Annotated in this window: 16 protein-coding genes; 8 read left to right on the top strand and 8 right to left on the bottom strand. The window is 71.6% G+C overall.

Features of this window, described 5'->3' with window-relative positions:
* Nucleotides 1–157 precede the first annotated feature (157 nt).
* A complete protein-coding gene (locus C6361_RS05165) occupies nt 158–637 on the top strand; it encodes a hypothetical protein (RefSeq protein ID WP_159079185.1) in 480 nt (159 codons plus the stop codon).
* Nucleotides 638–652: 15 nt separating this feature from the next.
* Here the strand turns inward: C6361_RS05165 and C6361_RS05160 are convergent, their stop codons facing one another.
* The 4 genes from C6361_RS05160 to C6361_RS05145 all read right to left on the bottom strand — a co-directional run bounded on the left by C6361_RS05160 (nt 653) and on the right by C6361_RS05145 (nt 5,027).
* Nucleotides 653–1,441 carry an SDR family NAD(P)-dependent oxidoreductase gene (locus C6361_RS05160; RefSeq protein WP_107266939.1) on the bottom strand — a complete coding sequence of 263 codons (789 nt, stop codon included), beginning with the start codon at nt 1,439–1,441 and terminating at the stop codon, nt 653–655.
* A 73-nt stretch (nt 1,442–1,514) separates the two neighbouring features.
* Complete coding sequence (locus tag C6361_RS05155; protein ID WP_234359331.1) at nt 1,515–3,674, bottom strand: glycogen debranching N-terminal domain-containing protein; 2,160 nt, start codon at nt 3,672–3,674, stop codon at nt 1,515–1,517.
* A gap of 187 nt (nt 3,675–3,861) precedes the next feature.
* The gene (locus C6361_RS05150) at nt 3,862–4,536 is read right to left on the bottom strand and encodes a DUF6766 family protein (RefSeq protein ID WP_107256032.1); all 675 of its coding nucleotides are present in this window, start codon (nt 4,534–4,536) and stop codon (nt 3,862–3,864) included.
* A gap of 83 nt (nt 4,537–4,619) precedes the next feature.
* The gene (locus tag C6361_RS05145; protein WP_107266937.1) at nt 4,620–5,027 is read right to left on the bottom strand and encodes a hypothetical protein; all 408 of its coding nucleotides are present in this window, start codon (nt 5,025–5,027) and stop codon (nt 4,620–4,622) included.
* Nucleotides 5,028–5,167: 140 nt separating this feature from the next.
* Here C6361_RS05145 and C6361_RS05140 point away from each other — a divergent pair, with 140 nt between their 5' ends.
* Nucleotides 5,168–6,961 carry a thiamine pyrophosphate-requiring protein gene (locus C6361_RS05140; RefSeq protein WP_107256030.1) on the top strand — a complete coding sequence of 598 codons (1,794 nt, stop codon included), beginning with the start codon at nt 5,168–5,170 and terminating at the stop codon, nt 6,959–6,961.
* A 327-nt stretch (nt 6,962–7,288) separates the two neighbouring features.
* Here C6361_RS05140 and C6361_RS05130 read toward each other — a convergent pair whose 3' ends face one another.
* Nucleotides 7,289–8,248, bottom strand: coding sequence for a methionyl-tRNA formyltransferase (locus C6361_RS05130; protein ID WP_107256029.1), 960 nt, complete (start codon nt 8,246–8,248; stop codon nt 7,289–7,291).
* 198 nt (nt 8,249–8,446) lie between these two features.
* On the opposite strand from C6361_RS05130, the gene C6361_RS05125 reads away from it, so the two are divergent.
* Nucleotides 8,447–9,799 (top strand): lysine N(6)-hydroxylase/L-ornithine N(5)-oxygenase family protein, encoded by a 1,353-nt coding sequence (locus C6361_RS05125; protein WP_107266936.1) that lies wholly within the window; start codon nt 8,447–8,449, stop codon nt 9,797–9,799.
* 160 nt (nt 9,800–9,959) lie between these two features.
* Nucleotides 9,960–11,651 carry a polyprenol phosphomannose-dependent alpha 1,6 mannosyltransferase MptB gene (gene mptB / locus C6361_RS05120; RefSeq protein WP_107266935.1) on the top strand — a complete coding sequence of 564 codons (1,692 nt, stop codon included), beginning with the start codon at nt 9,960–9,962 and terminating at the stop codon, nt 11,649–11,651.
* Between the two features lie 73 nt (nt 11,652–11,724).
* Here the strand turns inward: mptB and C6361_RS05115 are convergent, their stop codons facing one another.
* Nucleotides 11,725–12,144: a CU044_2847 family protein gene (locus C6361_RS05115; RefSeq protein WP_107266934.1), complete on the bottom strand. Its 420-nt coding sequence runs from the start codon at nt 12,142–12,144 to the stop codon at nt 11,725–11,727.
* Nucleotides 12,145–12,335: 191 nt separating this feature from the next.
* On the opposite strand from C6361_RS05115, the gene C6361_RS05110 reads away from it, so the two are divergent.
* Together C6361_RS05110 and C6361_RS05105 are read left to right on the top strand one after the other, a co-directional pair.
* The gene (locus tag C6361_RS05110) at nt 12,336–12,443 is read left to right on the top strand and encodes a DivIVA domain-containing protein (protein ID WP_107266933.1); all 108 of its coding nucleotides are present in this window, start codon (nt 12,336–12,338) and stop codon (nt 12,441–12,443) included.
* A 73-nt stretch (nt 12,444–12,516) separates the two neighbouring features.
* The gene (locus C6361_RS05105; RefSeq protein WP_107266932.1) at nt 12,517–13,281 is read left to right on the top strand and encodes a restriction endonuclease; all 765 of its coding nucleotides are present in this window, start codon (nt 12,517–12,519) and stop codon (nt 13,279–13,281) included.
* Between the two features lie 28 nt (nt 13,282–13,309).
* Here C6361_RS05105 and C6361_RS05100 read toward each other — a convergent pair whose 3' ends face one another.
* Together C6361_RS05100 and C6361_RS05095 are read right to left on the bottom strand one after the other, a co-directional pair.
* Nucleotides 13,310–14,704, bottom strand: coding sequence for a glycoside hydrolase family 5 protein (locus C6361_RS05100; protein ID WP_107266931.1), 1,395 nt, complete (start codon nt 14,702–14,704; stop codon nt 13,310–13,312).
* 11 nt (nt 14,705–14,715) lie between these two features.
* A complete protein-coding gene (locus C6361_RS05095; RefSeq protein WP_107266930.1) occupies nt 14,716–15,810 on the bottom strand; it encodes a LacI family DNA-binding transcriptional regulator in 1,095 nt (364 codons plus the stop codon).
* 334 nt (nt 15,811–16,144) lie between these two features.
* Here C6361_RS05095 and C6361_RS05090 point away from each other — a divergent pair, with 334 nt between their 5' ends.
* The gene (locus tag C6361_RS05090) at nt 16,145–17,065 is read left to right on the top strand and encodes a carbohydrate ABC transporter permease (RefSeq protein ID WP_107266929.1); all 921 of its coding nucleotides are present in this window, start codon (nt 16,145–16,147) and stop codon (nt 17,063–17,065) included.
* Entirely contained in the window at nt 17,058–17,933 is an 876-nt protein-coding gene (locus tag C6361_RS05085; protein ID WP_234359330.1) for a carbohydrate ABC transporter permease, read from the top strand. The genes C6361_RS05090 and C6361_RS05085 overlap by 8 nt, the downstream gene beginning before the upstream one ends.
* Nucleotides 17,934–17,941: the final 8 nt, after the last annotated feature.

The raw sequence follows: 17,941 nt of genomic DNA, 5'->3' as shown, positions 1-17,941 counted from the left end.
CAGACCGTGTCCGGTGCCGGGCTTCATCCTGCGGAGACCCTCCGGCCATCGGCGGGGAACCGGCCGTTAACCCCGGTCCACCTACCATGCCGGCGGCAGGTCGGCCCGGGTCGTCGCCTGCCGGCAGCCCGCCCGACCGTCGACCGTACGGAGCACGATGAAACTGCCGTCCCGCCGCTGGGCGGTGGTCGCCACCGTCGGCACCCTGGCGGCGCTCGCCGCGATCGAACCGACGGTCGGGCCGCCGATCGTCAAGGGGGACAGCTTCGTCACCGCCCAGACCGGTGGCCTGCTCAACATCGAGGGCGGCGAGTGCTTCTCCGACCCGGTGTACTCCCGGGAGGCCGCCGAGGTGGTCGTCCGGTACGAGCCGTGCGAGTCCGGCGCCGACAACCAGTCGTACGGCTTCCTGCGCGCCGGTGACGGGCCGTGGGACCGCGCCGGACTGGCCGACTTCGCCTGGCGGGGTTGCCGGGGGTACTTCGACCGGCGCTGGCCGGACGGCAACGGCGGCACCCTCGACTTCTATCCGGTCCTGCCGACCGAGCAGACCTGGGCGGACGGCGACCGTACCGTGATGTGCGTGGTCTACCGGCCGCGCGGCCGGCTCACCGACTCGGTGCTGCCGCTGCGTTGAGCCGGGGGTGCGCGGTCAGGCGCGGAGACCGCCGTCGACCGGCAGGCAGACGCCGGTGACGAAGGAGGCACGGTCGCTGAGCAGCCAGGCGGCCGCCTGGGCGATCTCGTCCGGCTCGGCGGCCCGGCGCAGCGGGGTGAGTTCGTTGAGCCGCTCGACGGCGGCCGGCTCGTCGTCGGCCCACTGCCGGATCACCCCGGTCATCGTGGTGCCCGGGGCGATGGCGTTCACCCGGATGCCCTCCGGGCCGTACTCGACGGCGGCGGTCTCGGTGAGGCTGTTCACGGCCCGCTTCGTCGCCGCGTACGGGCCCAGTCCCGGTGCGCCGCGCAGGCTGCCGACACTGCTGACGTTGACGATCGCCCCCGAGCCGGCGGTGGCCCGGATGGCCCGGATCTCCGCGGTCATCGCGAGGAACAGCCCCCGGTAGTTGACGGAGGTGACCAGGTCGAAGTCCCGCTCCGTGGCGTTCACCATCGGGGTGTGCGGGATCGAGATGCCACCGTTGTTGAACGCCACGTCCAGCCGGGCGTGCAGCCGGATCACGCTCTCCACCGCCGCCTGGACGCTGGCCCCGTCGGTCAGGTCGGCGATCACGTAGTCGGCGGTACCGCCCGCGTCGCGGATCTCCCCGGCCACCTCGGCGAGTTCGGACTCGGTCCGGGCGGCCAGCACCACGGTGGCACCCTCGCGGGCGAAGAGCCGGGCAGCGGCGGCGCCGATGCCGCGACCCGCGCCCATCAGCAGCGCGACCTTGTCGCCGAGCAGGCCGACTCTGCCGCCCGGGGCGTTGGTTCCGGTCATGAGGTCACTCTCTCATCACGGAACGGTGATCCGCAGGTACGCTCCGCATCTGCTCGTTCCGGTCGCGCCCGGGTCACCGGGAGAGGTGGACGTGGCCCTGGTCGCCGGCCGCCTCCAGGTCCCAGCGCTTGCCGAAGGCCTGCAGCCGGCCGAACCTGATCCGGCCGAAGTCCGTCGGCAGGTGCGGGTCGATCAGCAACTGACCGTCGCGGGCGTCCAGGCCGAGCAGGGTACGGACGAAGAGCAGCGGCGCCGCGCTGGCCCAGGCCTGCGGGGTGCACGCGGTCGGGTACGGGACCGGCTTGCGCCCGTACGAGCGGTCGTAGCCGGCGAACGCCTCCGGCAGCCGGTGGGCGGAGAAGTCCGCCGCCTCCAGCATCGCCACGATGACCCGGGCCGCCTCGTCGCGGTACCCGTACCGGGCCAGCCCGTGCGCGATCAGCGAGTTGTCGTGCGGCCAGACCGTGCCGCTGTGGTAGCCGATCGGGTTGTAGCACCTGTCGGTGGTGGAGGTGGTCCGGATGCCCCAGCCGGAGAACATGTGCGGGGAGAGGAGCTGGCCGGCGATCACCCTGGCCCGCTCCGGCGGCACGATGCCGCTCCAGAGCAGTTGCCCCATGTTCGAGGTCATCGAGTCGATCGGCCGCTTGTCCCCGTCCAGACCGACGGCGTAGTAACCGCCCCGGTCGTCGATCCAGAAGTCCCGGTTGAACCGCTCCCGGAGCTGGTACGCCTCGGCGCGCAGCCGCTCGGCCAGTTCCGGATCCCGCAGCGGGCCGTCGGCGAGTTCGGCGATCCGGAGCTTCGCGTCGTAGGTGTAGCCCTGGATCTCACAGGTCGCGATCGGCAGTACCGGGATCGAGCCGTCGGAGTAGGCGATGCCGTCGGGGGAGTCCCGCCAGGAGTGGTTGCCCAGCCCCTGCGGCGAGCGGGTGGCGTACTCGACGTACCCGTCCGCGTCGAGGTCCCCGTAGCGGTCGATCCAGCCCAGTGCGGCGTGCACGTTGTCCCGGAAGCGCCGGACGAAGTCCTCGTCCAACGTCCAGCGCCAGTACTCGGAGAGCAGGATCAGCCAGAGCTGGGTCGCGTCCGAGGTCCCGTAGTAGGGGTTGTGCGGCTTCTCGCCGGTCCGGGTCAGCTCGCCGCTGCGTACCTCGTGCAGGATCTTCCCCGGCTCCTCGTCCCGGAAGTCGTCCAGCCTGGTGCCCTGGTAGTTGGCGAGCGACCGGATGGTGCCCCGGGCGAGCCGTGGCCCGAACGACAGCGACTGGTACGCCGTGACCAGCGAGTCGCGGCCGAAGACGGTGAGGAACCAGGGCAGGCCGGCGGCCGGCAGCACGATCGTCTCGTCGCCGATGGTCTGCTCGATCCGCAGCGCCACCAGGTCCATCTTGGACTTGTCCATCACCCGGCTCAGCAGGTCGGAGTCGAGATCCTGGGTGGGACACTCCTCCCGCCAGGTGTGCGTGGGATCCTCGCCGACCAGGTCGAAGCCCTGGCCGAACCGGCGGTGCAGCGAGGGCATCTCGGTCGGCCGGCGGGGCAGTGCCACCGACACCTCGGCCTGCCACTTGAGTCCCGGTTCCAGGCGCAGGTCCCAGATCAGGTCGTTCTCCTCCACCCGGTCGGCCGGCGGCGACACCTGGATGTCGGTGACGGCGGTGAAGTCCGCGTTGCGGTAGGTGAAGCAGAGCCGGGAACCGTCGGTCGAGTAGTCCCGGGTGATGCTCGCCGAGCGGTCCCGTACCCGTTGCTTGATCTCGAAGAGGTCCGCGAAGTCGGTGCCGACCCGGAGCCGGAGCTGCACCGACTGCACCTCGTTGGCGAAGCACTCCAGCTCGATCCGTTCCTCCATCGCGTCGCTGATGAACCGCTGCCGGCGGACCCCGACGCTGTTGGTCGGCACGTGCGGCAGGTCCGAGTTGGTCAGGAAGAAGGCCGCCGAGTCGTCGTCGACCAGCCCCGAGCTGAGGATCAGCAGCGGCGCCCCGCCCAGGGTCAGCTCCCACTGGCTGAGCAGCCGGGTGTCGTCGTGCACCAGCCCGCCGATGGTGCCGACCGGTACGTCCCCGGCGGCGTTGCTCACCATGAACGACCGGCCCTCCACCACCGCGACCGCGTCCGGCCCCAACTCCGGCGGCTGGGTACGCACCACCGAACTCGGGGCGTTGGCGCTCGTCACCACCCCGGGGGTCGGGTCGGCCGGGGTGGGACGCCGGACAACATTCGTCACGGCAGCCCCCTTCGCCGGCACGAGAAGCGCGGCCATCCTGTCGACGCCAGCCTAGGCAGCGCCGGGGCGGCACCGGTGCCGAACGCGGGAACCCGCTCCTCGACCTGTCCGGTCCGGTACCGGAAGGGGGATTCGACGGCTCGGCCGAGCAGGCCCGAGATCATGCGGCGATGGCCGGCGTCGCTGCTCAGCCTTCCACGCCGGTGGCGGTGTGCGCGGCGCCGACGGGCTTGGACTGTGACGATCCGCGCTGTCGCAGATAGATGGAGAGGACCACCATCGAGGTGACCGCGAGCAGTTCCGACTGCCAGTTCTGTAGGGTGCGGTTCCAGAAGTCGGGTTGCCCCAGATACTGGCCCCAGGACACCGGGTCCTGGAGGTTGCCGAGTTGCTCCTCGTTGTAGGCGGCGACCCCGCTGATGGACTGGGCCAGCCACGACAGCAGGAAGATCGCGCCCATGACCAGGCCCAGCGAGTGGGAGAACAGGGCCCGCCGCAGGCCGCCGACGCGGGCCCAGGCCGGCGACGTGTCGGCGGCGTGCGCGCCGACCATCTGGTCCTCGTCCGATTCCGGGCCGGCCTTGTCGAGTTCCTTGGACTCCGGTGAGCCCTTCTGGAGCAGCCAGACGGTCAGGAAGATGTAGAGGAAGAATTGCAGGTACTCCGACTGCCAGTTCTCCGTGACGTCGACACCGAAGCTCGCCGACGTGACGTACCGGCCGAGCGACACCGGTGGAAGGCCCTCGCTGAGCTGCCGCTGGTTGAAGTCGGCATGCCCGGCGAACGCCTGACCGACCAGGGCACCGAGGAACAGCAGACCGAAGACCAGACCGAGGGAGTTCTCGCGCAGGAAGCGCCTCACCGGTGCAGCACCCCCAACACGGAGAAATAGATCAGACCGGCGGCGACCACGAGCAGCAGTAGAACGAACTGGAGTCGCATGGTTCAACCTCCCTGGAGCACACAGTCGTAGGGCTCGTCACCCCGCGCGGTGCACCCCGCGGCGACCACGCGCCAACCGCCGGGGAGGACGGCGAGGAAGACGGTGTCTCCGCTGAGTCGCACCTGTGCCCGCTGGCCGTACACGTCACTGGCGACCACCACCCCCGGTTCGGGCAGGTCCTCGGCCAGGATCGCCTCCGCGCACGGCTTGTCGGCGGACTGCTCCAGCTCAGCGGCGGTGTCGGGTGCCAGCAGAGCGCAGGCGGCAGCCCCGTCCTCGGCGGTGACGGCGGTCAGCGTGCGTACCGCGACGGCAGCCGCCGCGTCGCCGCGGTCGGTCACCGAACCGCACCCTGCCACGGTCAGTACGGTCAGGGCCGCACTGCCCACCGCCACACCTGCGAACCTCATGCGGGGCTACATCCCCGCGCGTGACGCTCCCCAACCGGGATCGTGTCACCGATTCGTATCGGAGCGGTGCGATCCGCCCGGTTCGACCAGGCGCCTGGGGGTAAGGCGCAGGGTGGGAGGGTCGAGACGAGGAGGCGGCGGTGGCGGACGCGACGGTGTCGGATCTGGTGGTGTCCCGGTTGGCGGACTGGGGTGTGGACCGGGTCTTCGGCTATTCCGGGGACGGCATCGACGGGGTGATGGGCGCGCTGCGGCGCGCCGGTCGGCCGGAGTTCGTGCAGGCCCGGCACGAGGAGACGGCCGCGTTCATGGCGTGCGGGCACGCCAAGTACACCGGCGGGCTGGGCGTGTGCCTCTCCACGCAGGGGCCGGGTGCGGTGCATCTGCTCAACGGCCTCTACGACGCCCGGCTGGACTCCCAGCCGGTGCTCGCGCTGGTCGGTCAGCAGGTGACGTCGGTACTCGGCAGCGGCTACCAGCAGGAGATCGACCTGGTGCGCCTCTACGGGGACGTGTGCGCCCAGTTCGTGCAGACCGCGTACACGCCCGAACAGCTGCCCATGCTGTTGGACCGGGCGATCCGCACGGCGCTGGCGACCCGCAGCCCGACCTGCGTGATCCTGCCCCACGACGTGCAGACAGCCCCGGCTCCCAGCCTGCAAGCCCACCAGCACGGGGTCATGGTGACCAGCCCCGGGCTGCCGGTGCCCGAGCTGCGCCCCCGGGCCGACGACCTGCGGGCCGCCGCGGAGCTGCTCGATGCCGGCGAGCGGGTGGCGATCCTGGTCGGGCAGGGCGCCCGCGCCGCCGCGGCCGAGGTGGTGGAGCTGGCCGAGGCGCTCGGGGCGGGCGTGACGGCGTCGCTGCTGGGCAAGCCGGTGCTGGACGAGGCGCTGCCGGTGCACACCGGGGTGATGGGCCACCTGGGCAGCACCGCCAGCAGTGTGCTGATGCGCGAGTGCGACACGTTGCTGATCGTCGGCAGCAACGACCCGTGGTCGGAGTTCTATCCGGCACCGGGGCAGGCCCGCGCGGTGCAGATCGACATCGACGGCCGGCGCCTGGGCGTACGGTACCCGGTGGAGGTGCCGCTGCTCGGCGACGCCGCCGAGACCATCCGGGCCCTGCTGCCGCTGCTCACGTCGCGGTCCGACCGGAGCTGGCGGCAGCGGATCGAGGACGAGGTGGTCCGCTGGCGGGACATCGCCCGGCGCCGGGCCACCGCCGAGGCCGAGCCGCTCAACCCGCAGTACGTCCTGCACGCGTTGACCGACCGGCTGCCCGGGGACTCGCAGGTGTCGGTGGACGTCGGCTCGGTGACCTATTGGTACGCCCGGCACCTGCGACTGCCCGTCGGGGTCGACGCGCACCTGTCCAGCACGCTGGCCTCGATGGGTTCGGCGCTGCCGTACGGGCTGGCCGCGAAGCTCGCCGCCCCGCACCGCCCGGTGGTGGCCCTCGCCGGGGACGGGGCGATGCAGATGAACGGGCTCGCCGAGCTGCTCACCGTCGCGCACCGGTGGCGGGACTGGGCCGACCCACGGTTCGTGGTGCTGGTGCTGCACAACCGCGACCTGGCGGAGGTGAGCTGGGAGCAGCGGGAGATGGAGGGTGATCCCCGCTTCGTCGACTCCCAACGCCTGCCCGACGCCCCGTACGCCGGCTGGGCCGAGTTGCTGGGCCTGCACGGCGTCCGGGTCACCACACCGGCCGAGGTCGACGCCGCCTGGGACCGGGCCCTGTCGGCGGACCGGCCGACGCTGATCGAGGCGGTCGTGGATCCGGCGATTCCGCTGCTGCCGCCCGCCCAGCCGTACGAGAAGGTCGCGACCATGTACCAGGCGCTCAGGCGGGAGGAGACCGAGCTGAGCCGGCGGGCGCTGGCACACCTGCGCCGCGAACGGGCGACCGAGGGCTTCGACGACCCGCACTGACCTGGACGGGTCGTCGTCCCGCGTCCAGGTGAGTCGCCGGTGAAGCAACCCGGGTGCGGGTGGCGGGGCGACGTGCAGGGATCGCTTGTGGACGATCAATAGCATCGGTGCATGGGTGCTGGGCGGGCTCCGCCTCGGGCACGGCGACGGACAGCTCACCATCCCGCTGGGTGCCCGGGCGACCATCGACGCCGCCGCCGGGACCCTGACCGTCGAGGCGGGCGTGCGGTAGCCACCTCCGCCGGCCCGGTGGTGGCCGTCCTCGCCGGAGGGCACCAGCCTCGCGAGGACGACCACCACCGGCGGTGGGGTCTGCGGCTCGGCTTTCTAGAGCCGGCCGTCCGGGTAGCGGGTCAGATAGCCACCCATGGTCCGGAAGTAGTCGCCGGCGGCGTGTTCCCGGCCGTCGTCGGTGCGTACCCGCGTGATCGCCAGGCCGGGGCGGTGCCCACGGCGCGCGTCGGCGCCGGCCACGATGACCACGCCGTCGCCCTCCCGGTAGAAGATCCGGCCGGGCGTGCCGCCGTAGCGGCCCTCGGAGACCCGGGCGGCCAGGATCCGCAGGCGCGCGCCGTCGTGGTGGGTGAAGGCGTTCGGGTACGGGTCGGACTGCGCCCGGACCAGCCGCTCGATCTCGTCGGCCGGCCAGTTCCAGTCGATCCGGCTCTCCTCGATCGAGCGCTTGTGGAAGAAGCTCGCCTTCGACCGGTCCTGCGGGGTCCAGTCGGTGCGGCCGGAGGCGATCAGCGCCAGTCCGTCCACGGTGATCGGGCCGAACAGCTCCAGCGTGCGGTGGAACAGGTCGGTGGTGGTGTCGGTCGGGCCGACCGGTATAGCGCGTTGCAGCACGATGTCGCCGGCGTCGAGCGTCTCGTCCATCAGGTGCGCGGTGACCCCGACCTCCTGCTCGCCGTTGAGCAGCGCCCAGATCAGCGGGCTGAACCCGGCGTACGCGGGCAGCAGCGAGTCGTGCACGTTCAGCGTCCCGTACGGCGGCAGGTTGAAGATCTCCGGCGGGATCCAGGTACGCCAGTTGGTCGCCACGATCACGTCGGGCGCGGCCTGCCGGAGCCGCTCCATCAGCTCGGGGTCGCCGGGGCGCTTGCGCAGCAGCACCGGTACCTCGTGCTTCTCGGCCAACTCGGCGACGGAGTCGTCCCAGATCTTCTCGTACGCGTGTTCACTCTTCGGATGCGTGACGACCAGGGTCACCTCGTGCTCGGAGTCCAGCAGCGCCTGTAGGGTGCGATGCCCCCAGGTCTGGTAGCCGAACATCACAACCCGCATCGACGGTCTCCTCTTCGCCTCGGTTCGTCTCGCCCCGGTCGTACCGGTCAGGTGGTCCATATTGTTCTTGACCTTGGTGTAGGTTAGCCTAACCTAAATGCCACGGATGGTCGACCGTCCGCGCCAGCCGCACCGGGTCCGCACGGGATCCAGTCCTCCACCACGCCGCCGATTGGCCGGCAGACTGATGGGACAGGTATGTCACGAACCAATCGCAGCGACGACTCCCAGGTGCACGATCTCCTCGGCATCGGCTTCGGTCCGTCGAACCTCGCCCTGGCCATCGCCGTCCGCGAGGCCAGCGCCGGCCCCGGCGGGATCGGCAGCGCCGTCTTCCTGGAGCGTCAGCCCAGCTTCGGCTGGCACCGGGGAATGCTGCTCGACGACGCCACCATGCAGGTGTCGTTCCTGAAGGACCTGGTGACGCTGCGCAACCCGGCCAGCGGATTCAGCTTCCTCTGCTATCTGCAGAGTCGGGACCGGCTGATCGACTTCATCAACCACAAGAACCTCTTCCCGTCCCGGGTCGAGTTCCACGACTACCTGGAGTGGGCGGCGGCACAGGTCGACGACATGGTCCGGTACGGGCACGACGTGGTCGACGTACGCCCGGTCTGGCGGGACGGCGAACTCGACCACTTCGAGGTGCTGGCCCAGGCCGGCCCCTGCTCCGCCGCCCCGGTCAGCTACCGGGCCCGCAACCTGGTGCTGGGGGTGGGGCTGCGGCCGTACCTGCCGGCCGGGATCACCCTGGACACCCGGGTCTGGCACAGCCGCGACCTGCTGCCCAACCTGCGTAACCTGGTGCCGTCGGAGCCGACCCGGTTCGTCGTGGTCGGTGCCGGGCAGAGCGCGGCCGAGGCCGTCGACCACCTGCACCGCGAGTTCCCGGCCGCCGAGGTCTGCGCGGTCTTCTCCCGGTACGGCTACAGCCCGGCCGACGACAGCTCCTTCGCCAACCGGATCTTCGACCCGGGGGCCGTGCACGAATACTTCACGGCGCCGCCGGAGGTGAAGCAGATGATGCTCGCCTACCACGGCAACACCAACTACTCGGTTGTCGACTCCGAACTCATCGACGAACTCTACCGGCGGGTCTACCAGGAGAAGGTACGCGGCGTCGAGCGGCTCCGGATCCTCAACCTGACCCGGCCGGTCGAGACGGTCCGTACCCCCGACGGGGTGCGGATGGTGGTGGAGTCGCTGGTCAGCAACGAGAAGACCGTGCTCGACGCCGACGTGGTGGTCTTCGCCACCGGATACCGCCCGGTCGACCCGTTCGACCTGCTCGGTGAGGCGGCGCAGGTGTGCCTGCGGGACGACGCCGGGCGGGCCCTGGTCGACCGCGACTACCGGCTGCGGACCGACCCGGAGGTCCGGGCCGGCATCTACCTCCAGGGCGGCACCGAACACAGCCACGGCATCTCGTCCTCGCTGCTCTCCAACACCGCCGTCCGGGCCGCCGAGATCCTCGGCTCGATCCGCGCCCGCGCCGCCGACCCGGCCCTCGACCGCGAACCCGAATACGTCGGCGCGCCCGGCCCGGCCTGACTCTGCCGACGGGCCACTCGTTCTCGTCAGCCGTTCCGGTCGTCGGCGCTGCTGCGGTCTGCGGACGGTCGGTGGACGGTCGGCGGACGGTCTGCGGATGTTCGCCGGCAGGTAGCCGGGAGCGGGGCGGAGGTTCACCTGCCCCGGCGACCCTGCCCGGATGCGGGAGAGCCTCTCACCGGCCCGACTGCGCTGGCTGGGACTGCTCGGCAGCGCGCTGACGGCGGCCAGCGCCCACCTCGCCGGCTCGGCCACCGACCGGGGGCCGGGCTGGGCGGTCGGCGTCGGGTTGTGGCTGCTCGGCGCCGGTGGGCTGGTCGCCGTCTGGTGGCGGCTGCGCGCCGTCACCGCGCCGGGCTGGCTGCTGGCCACCGGGGCGCTCTGGGCGGTGCCGCTGCTGCTGGCACCGCCGCTGGGCAGCACCGACATCTACGCGTACGCCTGCCAGGGCGAGATCGCCGCCGCCGGGCTCGACCCGTACGCCGTCGGACCGGACGCGCTGCCCTGCCGGTGGCTGGACCGGGTCGCGCCGAGCTGGCGGGAGACACCCGCACCGTACGGCTCCCTCTGGCTGCTCGTCGAGGAGTTCGCCGCGAGGGTGTCGGGCGGCCACCTGCCGCTTGCGGTGACCGTGCTGCGGCTGGTGGCGATCGGCGGCACCCTGCTGGCCACCGCAGCCGGTGCCCGGCTGGCCCGGCACTGTGCCGGTGACCCGGCCCGGGTGGTCTGGCTCGGCGCGATCGGCCCGCTGCCGCTGGTACACGTCGTCTCGGGAGCGCACAACGACGCGCTGCTCGCCGGGCTGGTCGTACTCGGACTGCTGGCCGCCGTCGAATTGCGTACCGTGCCCGCCCGGCTGGCCGTCGCCGGGGTCGCGTTCGGGGCCGCCGCCTCGGTCAAGGCCACCGCGCTGGTGGTGGTGCCGTTCGCGCTCGCGGTCGTGCCGTGGGCCCGCACCGGTCGGCGCCGGATCGCGGCCGGGGTGGTACTGGCCGGGGCGACCCTCGGCAGCTTCCTGCTGCTGGCCGGCGTGACCGGGCACGGCCTCGGTTTCGTCCGGAGCTGGCCGGCGACCGCCGGCAGCGTGCAGTGGTCGTCGATCCCGACCGGCATCGGCATGGCGGTCGGCTACGGGCTGCGCGCGGCGGGTCGGCCGGAGGCGTTCGGCAGCGCGGTCGAGGTGGCCCGGCTGCTGGGGCTGGCGGTGCTCGGCGGCGTACTCCTGCTCGCCTGGCGTCGGGCGCTGCGCGGCGGCGTCGCGGTCGCCGTGCCCGCCGCCGGGGTCGCGCTGCTCGCCACCGCGCTGCTCGGCCCGGTCTTCTACGCCTGGTACGCCCTCGCCGGGATCGCGGTGCTGGCCGCGACCGCCGCACCCCGGGGACGGTTGGGTGTCCTGCTCGACGCCGGCTCCGCCGGGCTGGTCTTCCTCACCCTGCCGGACAGCCTCGGCCTGGTCACCAGGACCAAGCTCCCGGGCGCGCTGCTCGACCTGGTCCTGACCGGCTGGCTGCTGGCCCGCCGGGCGGGGCGGAGGCCGGCCCGCCCTGGCCGGCCCGCCCGACCGCCGGCCGGTCGCTCGGGGGAGTCGGCCGGCAGGGGGTCGCGGGCAGGTGGTCGCGTCGACGGATCTCCAGCCAGCGCGCCCGGGCGTTTCCGGATGCTGGTGCGGCGCCCACGGCTGGTGCTCGGACGCTCCCCGGAGTTGGCCGGGCGTTCGCGGACGGTGCTCGGCCGGGTCGACGCGTGGCGACGGCGCCAAATCCGTGCCCTCCTCGGGCGGCGCCAAATCCGTGCCCTCCTCGGGCGGCGCCGGATCCGTGCGCTCCTCGGGCGGCGACGGTCGCCGGTGTAGCGGGGGAGTCTCCGACCGCCTGCCGCAGGCGATTCGGCGGGCGAGCGGGAGCGGATGTCGACCCGGCGGTCGATCAGTCGGCGCTGCCCGGTCCGGTCGGGTCCGTCGACGCCGAATCCGGCTCGGCGTTCCGTTCCTCGGCCGGGCCCTGGTCGGCTTCGGCGGCGGTCGCGGTCGGCGTGCCCCGGTTCCACTCGAAGGTGACCTTCATGTGGGCCTCACCGGTGGTCTCGGCGACCACGAAACCACCTTTCGCCGCCACCTTGAGACCGAACTCGATCGCCACCCGGTCGGCCCCGCCCGCGTCGCGGGCCTGCGCGGCCGCGCTCTGGGCCAGCCGGTGGAACCGGTCGAAGGCCTCGCCGAACGTCTCCGACAGCCGGGTCACCACCGCCCGGGAACGACCGGCCGGGGCGACCCCGGTGACCTGGTGGGTCACCTCGACGAGCACGGTGCTCTCGTCGTCGACCGGGATCTCCACGTAGTAGGTCATTGCCGTCCTCACCCGTCGACGAACTGCGGCCGACCCAGTCTAGTGGCGAACCGTGGCCATTCCGGAGCGCCGCAGGGGCCGCGGGCGGGTGCCGTCGACCGGGCGACCTTGTCCGACGTCGATACCCTCGAAGGTCCAGACGGAACGGTCCAGTCCAGCAGTGTTCCAGCTCCCCATCAGGAGGCCGGTCGATGTCCCAGCTGACTCCGTCGGATATCCGCAACGTGTCCCTCCGGAAGCCGACCCTCGGTCGACGCGGGTACGACGAGCAGGACGTCGACGAGCTGTTCCGAAGTTGAGTCCGCGCGTGACTCGCCAGTTAACTCCCCGCGTGACGCGGCGGCGGTCGTTGCGCCCTGGCCGGGAGAGCTGATGCCGCGAGTGCACTCGTACACCCGCCGGGACGGCACCCGGGTCCGGGGGCACTACCGTTCCCGTACCCGGCGTTCGCGCCCCCGGCGCTCCTATCCGCGCCGACGTCGCGGCGGCAGTTCGGGGCCGGACCGGCCGGGCTGGTGGCTCGGCGCGGTGGTCGGCGCGCTGGTGCTGGCCTGGGTGGTCGTCGACTTCGCCCAGCGGCACCCGGTCTGGGCGGTCGTCATCGCCGTGGGCCTGGCGGCGGTCGGCGCCGGAGTGCTGACCCTGCTGATCCGGGCGCGACTGCGCGACGCGAACGGGTCGGCGGTACGCGCCCGGCACGTCGAGGCGACCGACACGATGACCGGGGCCGAGTTCGAGCGCTGGGTGGCCGCCCTGCTGAGCCGCTCGGGCTTCTCCCGGGTGACGGTCTGCGGTGGTGCCGCCGACCGGGGCGCGGACATCACCGCCATCTCCCCGGACGGTCGGCGGGTGGTCGTGCAGTGCAAGCGGCACAGCCCGACGAACCGGGTCGGCAGCGCGGCGATCCAGCGCTTCGCCGGCACCTGTCGGAGCATCCACCGGGGCGAGATCTGCGTGATCGTCACCAACGGCTTCTTCGCCGCCGGTGACGGGCTGCGGCTGGCTCGCGAGCTGGGAATCGGCCTGGTCGACCGGTCGGCGCTGGGCGACTGGGCCTACGCCGGCCTGCCACCCGCGTGGCTGGCGGTGAGGCATCCCCAAGATTCTTGGAGATCTGTGGTTCGCAGGAGACCATAAGTCGCCAAGAATCTTGCCGACCCTCCGATCAGGTCTGGGGCGGTAGATGGGCGCGCAGCGTCTCGGCCAGCGGCTCCCGGCGTACGCAGGCGTCGAAGGCGAAGGACGCGGCCAGCCGTTCGGCCCCGTCCGGGTCCACGCCCTCGAAGCAGCGGCCGAACTCCCCGACCAGCGGCTCGGCGAGCAGGATGTTCCGGACCAGCAGGTTGATCCAGGCCCGGCGACCCCACGGGTACGGGTCGAAGTCCGGGAACTCCCGGTCGAAGAGCTCCTCGATCGGGTCGAGGATGTGCCGGACCTCCCGGTCGACCCCGCCCCACGAGTCGGAGCCGAGCCGGGCCTTCTTCGCCACCACGGGTGCGATCCGCTGCCGGTACGGGCTCTGCTCGGCCGCGTACACCAGGCCCTGCAACCCGATGTCCTTGTAGGTCCAGAGCGCCCAGCTCGCGCCATGCTGCCGGTAGATGTCGAGCTGGTCGGCGAGCAGCCGCAGCCGGGAGGCGTCCCGTTCCGGTTCGCCGGTGTAGACCGGGCCGAACTCGCCGATCCAGATCGGGGTCCCGGTGCGGCGCATGAATTCGGTGCGGCGCAGGAAGGTCCGCTCCACGGCGGCCCGGTCGAAGTACTCGCCCCGGGTGGTGCCGGGGTACTCGCTCCCGGCGGCGATACCGGGCAGCGCGTAGTCGTGTGCCGTGTAGACGGTGTTCGGGTACGGCTCGGTGAAGGTCGAGAAGTCGGTGGAGTAGCGGTTGCCGTCGAGGAAGAGGACGTGCCGGTCGTCGACCTCCCGGACGGCCCGGACGAGCCGGTCGTAGAAGGGCCCGATCACCTCGCCGGAGGCGTCGGCCGGCTCGTTCACCGGGTTGTAGCCGGCGACCGTCGGTTCGTCGCGGTAGCGGTCGGCGATCGCCTGCCACAGGTGCACGACCCGGTCCTGGAAGTGCCGGTGGGTCCAGAAGTGTGCCCAGTGCGTGGGGTTGTCGCTGTGCCAGTTCTGGTTCTGGTAGCCGGGTACGGCGTGCAGGTCGAGGATGACGTGCAGTCCGGCGTCGGCGCAGAGCCGGACGACCCGGTCCAGCCAGCGGAAGCCCTCCGGCTTGAGTACGAACGGCCGGTCGTCGTCCTCGAAGTGCCGGTAACCGAACGGTACGCGCACCGAGTTGAGCCCGAGCGAGGCCAGGTAGCGGGCGTCCTCGGCGGCGAAGAAGTCGGTGAGGAACCGTTCGAAGAACCGGTGGTAGCCCTCCGGGCCGAGTACGCGGCGCAGGGCCTTGCGCTGCTGCGACTCGGTACCGGGATAGCCGGTGATGAAGTTTTCCATGTTCAGCCAGCCGCCCAGGCCGACCCCGGCGAGCCGGACCGTCCGCCCGGTCGGGTCGACCAGCCGGTCGCCGTGCACGCTGATCCAGCCCGGTCCGGTCATCCCCACCGCCCCTACGCTCGTCCGGCCGGTACCGGGCCGGTGCTGTCCCGGACCAGCAGTCGGGGTTGGAAGTGCACGTCGTGTCCGGCCGGACCGCCACCCAGCAGTGACCAGAGCCGGTCCCAGGCCTGCCGGCCGAGTTCGTTGCGCGGGATCGAGGCGGTGGTCAGCGGCGGGGTGGTGTAGCGGGCGAACGGGATGTCGTCGAAGCCGGCCACCGACACGTCCCTGGGTACTCCGATGCCGAGTTCGTGCAGGCCGCTGAGCGCGCCGAACGCCACCATGTCGTTGAAGGCCACCACCGCGGTCGCACCGCTGCGCAACACCGCGCGGGCCGCGCCGTGCCCGTCGTCGAAGGTGGCGCCGCAGTTCAGTTCGGTCAGCGCGCAGACCGGTTCGGCGGCGCAGCCTGCCCGCAGCGCGGCCCGGCGTTCCCGGTCGGAGGTGCTGGCCGCCGGTCCGGCCAGGTAGACGATCCGGCGGTGGCCGAGGGCCCGCAGGTGGCCCACGATCGCGGTGATCCCCGCCGCGTAGTCGACCGAGAGCGACGGGACGCTGCTGCCCGGCAGCTCCCGGTTGAGCAGGACGAGCGGGGCGAGCCGGTCGCTGAGGGCGCGCAGTTCGGCCTCCGGCACCCGGGGCGAGGCGAGGACGAGTCCGTCGGAGCGGCGGCGCGCCTCCACCGCCAGGATCGCCTCCTCGGCGACGTTCTCGTTGGACTCGGCGACCAGCAGCCGGTACCCCCGGCCGGCGGCGGCGTGGCTGAGCCCGCGCAGCACGTCCTGGAACATCGGGTTGGAGAGGTCGGGGACGATCAGCGACACCGTGCTGGTGCGTCCCAGCGCCAGGCTGCGGGCGACCAGGCTCGGCTCGTAGTTCAGTTCGGCGGCGGCGGCGCGGACCCGGGCGGCGAGGTCGGCCGCCACGGTCGGGCTGCCGTTCATCACCCGGGAGACGGTGGCCCGGGAGACTCCGGCGGCCTCGGCGACCCGGCCGATCGTGGCGGCGGGCCGGTCGGAGCGGGCGGACCTGCGCCGACCCGGTCGCGCCGCGCCGGTCGGCTCGTCGGCCGGCTGCCCGGCGCGGCGGTCTCCGGTCAGGCTCATCTCGAATCTCCCAAGGGTGGCCGCTGTTGGCGGCCGTCCATCCAGGACATCGCGCCGGGTCGTCCGCCGACGCCCGGGTGGCCATCCGGTGGGCCGAAGATACCGGTTGCTCGATCTTGATAGCAACCGGTTTCTTCGATCTGTCGCCGATCCGTGCCACCACGTTCGCACAGCTAGTTAGGGAGAGTTCGATGCGTTGACAGTTGATGTTGGCTTTGTTAGAAACTGGTTACTCAGCCCGGATCCGGGGCCCCGCGGGCATGGTGGGCGTGACGGCAGGACGGGTAGGCACCGAGGCTCCACCCGCGACGTATCTCCGCCGAAGGGTGCTCCGATGAGCGATCGCACGGGCAGACCCGCCGCCACCGCACGGTCCGGGCCGCGTCGCCGGGAAACCCGGGTGGCGTACGGCTTCCTCACGCCGTGGATCGTCGGGATGGTCGTCTTCACCATCGGGCCGATCCTGGCCTCGCTCTACCTCTCCTTCACCGACTACACCCTGCTCAGCCCGCCCGAGTGGCTGGGGCTGGAGAACTACCGGCGGATGCTGGAGGACTCCCGGCTGCACAGGTCGCTGCTGGTCACCTTCCAGTACGTCTTCGTCTCCGTACCGGTGCAGCTCGCCCTCGCCCTCGGCCTGGCCATGCTGCTCAACCGGGGCGTACGCGGGCTGCCCATCTACCGCTCGGTCTACTACCTGCCGTCGCTGCTGGCCGGAAGCGTCTCCATCGCGATCCTCTGGCGGCAGATCTTCGGCAGCGAGGGGCTGGTCAACCAGTTGCTGGCGAAGGTCGGCATCGAGGGCGTGAGCTGGGTGTCGCACCCGGACTACGCGCTCGGCACCCTGGTCGTGCTGAACGCCTGGACGTTCGGCGCGCCGATGGTGATCTTCCTGGCCGGGCTGCGCCAGATCCCGAGCATGTACTACGAGGCGGCCTCGGTCGACGGTGCCGGCGCCGTCTCGCAGTTCTTCCGGATCACCATCCCGCTGCTCACCCCGATCATCTTCTTCAACCTGATCCTCCAGATGATCGGTGCCTTCCAGAGCTTCACCCAGGCGTTCGTGGTCAGCGGCGGCAGCGGCGGCCCGGCCGACTCCACCCTGCTCTACACGCTCTACCTCTACGAGCGCGGCTTCGGCTCGTTCGAGATGGGCTACGCGTCGGCGCTGGCCTGGACGCTGCTGGTGATCATCGCCGTACTGACCGGCCTCAACTTCCTCTTCGCCAAGCGATGGGTGTTCTACGGTGACTGACCTGACGACCAGCACCCCGGTGCGCCCGAGTGACCGGGCCGACCCGCCGGCCCGGCGGATCACCAAACACACCCTGCTGATCGTCTTCGGCGTGGTGATGGTCTATCCGCTGCTCTGGATGGTCTCCAGCTCGGTCAAGCCGACCGAACTCATCTTCCGGGACCCGTCGATCTGGCCGCGCGAGTTCGACCTCGGCAACTACACCGGCGGCTGGACCGCGCTGGAGCACCCGTTCCAGCACTACCTGTGGAACTCGGCGGTGATCGCGGTCGCCTCGATCGTCGGCAACCTGCTCTCCTGCTCGCTGGCGGCGTACGCCTTCGCCCGGCTGGAGTTCCGGGGCCGGCGGATCCTCTTCGCCGCGATGCTCGCCACGATGATGCTGCCGATCCACGTGCTGATCGTGCCGCAGTACGTCCTCTTCTCGCAGCTCGACTGGATCAACACGACGCTGCCGCTGATCGTGCCGAAGTTCCTCGCCACGGACGCCTTCTTCATCTTCCTGATGGTGCAGTTCATCCGCTCGCTGCCCCGTGAACTCGACGAGGCGGCCCGGATGGACGGCTGCGGGCACGTACGGATCTACTGGCGGATCATCATGCCGCTCTCCGTACCGGCGCTGGCCACCTCGGCGCTGTTCACCTTCATCTGGACCTGGAACGACTTCTTCAGCCAGCTCATCTTCCTGACCAACCCCGACCTCTACACGGTGCCGGTGGCGCTGCGGTCCTTCATGGACGGTCAGGGCGAGACCGCCTGGGGTCAGCTCTTCGCCATGTCCATCGTCGGACTGGCGCCGATCTTCGGCTTTTTCCTCGCCGGGCAGCGTTACCTGACGCAGGGGCTGGCTACGACCGGCCTCAAGTGAACCGTTCC

Source organism: Plantactinospora sp. BC1, assembly GCF_003030345.1.
Classification (GTDB): Bacteria; Actinomycetota; Actinomycetes; order Mycobacteriales; family Micromonosporaceae; genus Plantactinospora.
Note: the sequence above shows the minus strand (reverse complement) of the source record. Positions and strands in the feature narration are given on the sequence as shown.

Coding starts and splice junctions, on each gene's coding strand:
- C6361_RS05165 (WP_159079185.1), top strand. CDS start 158: ATGAAACTGCCGTCCCGCCGCTGGGCGGTGGTCGCCACCGTCGGCACC.
- C6361_RS05160 (WP_107266939.1), bottom strand. CDS start 1,441: ATGACCGGAACCAACGCCCCGGGCGGCAGAGTCGGCCTGCTCGGCGAC.
- C6361_RS05145 (WP_107266937.1), bottom strand. CDS start 5,027: ATGAGGTTCGCAGGTGTGGCGGTGGGCAGTGCGGCCCTGACCGTACTG.
- C6361_RS05130 (WP_107256029.1), bottom strand. CDS start 8,248: ATGCGGGTTGTGATGTTCGGCTACCAGACCTGGGGGCATCGCACCCTA.
- C6361_RS05125 (WP_107266936.1), top strand. CDS start 8,447: ATGTCACGAACCAATCGCAGCGACGACTCCCAGGTGCACGATCTCCTC.
- mptB (WP_107266935.1), top strand. CDS start 9,960: ATGCGGGAGAGCCTCTCACCGGCCCGACTGCGCTGGCTGGGACTGCTC.
- C6361_RS05115 (WP_107266934.1), bottom strand. CDS start 12,144: ATGACCTACTACGTGGAGATCCCGGTCGACGACGAGAGCACCGTGCTC.
- C6361_RS05110 (WP_107266933.1), top strand. CDS start 12,336: ATGTCCCAGCTGACTCCGTCGGATATCCGCAACGTGTCCCTCCGGAAG.
- C6361_RS05105 (WP_107266932.1), top strand. CDS start 12,517: ATGCCGCGAGTGCACTCGTACACCCGCCGGGACGGCACCCGGGTCCGG.
- C6361_RS05100 (WP_107266931.1), bottom strand. CDS start 14,704: ATGACCGGACCGGGCTGGATCAGCGTGCACGGCGACCGGCTGGTCGAC.
- C6361_RS05095 (WP_107266930.1), bottom strand. CDS start 15,810: ATGAGCCTGACCGGAGACCGCCGCGCCGGGCAGCCGGCCGACGAGCCG.
- C6361_RS05090 (WP_107266929.1), top strand. CDS start 16,145: ATGAGCGATCGCACGGGCAGACCCGCCGCCACCGCACGGTCCGGGCCG.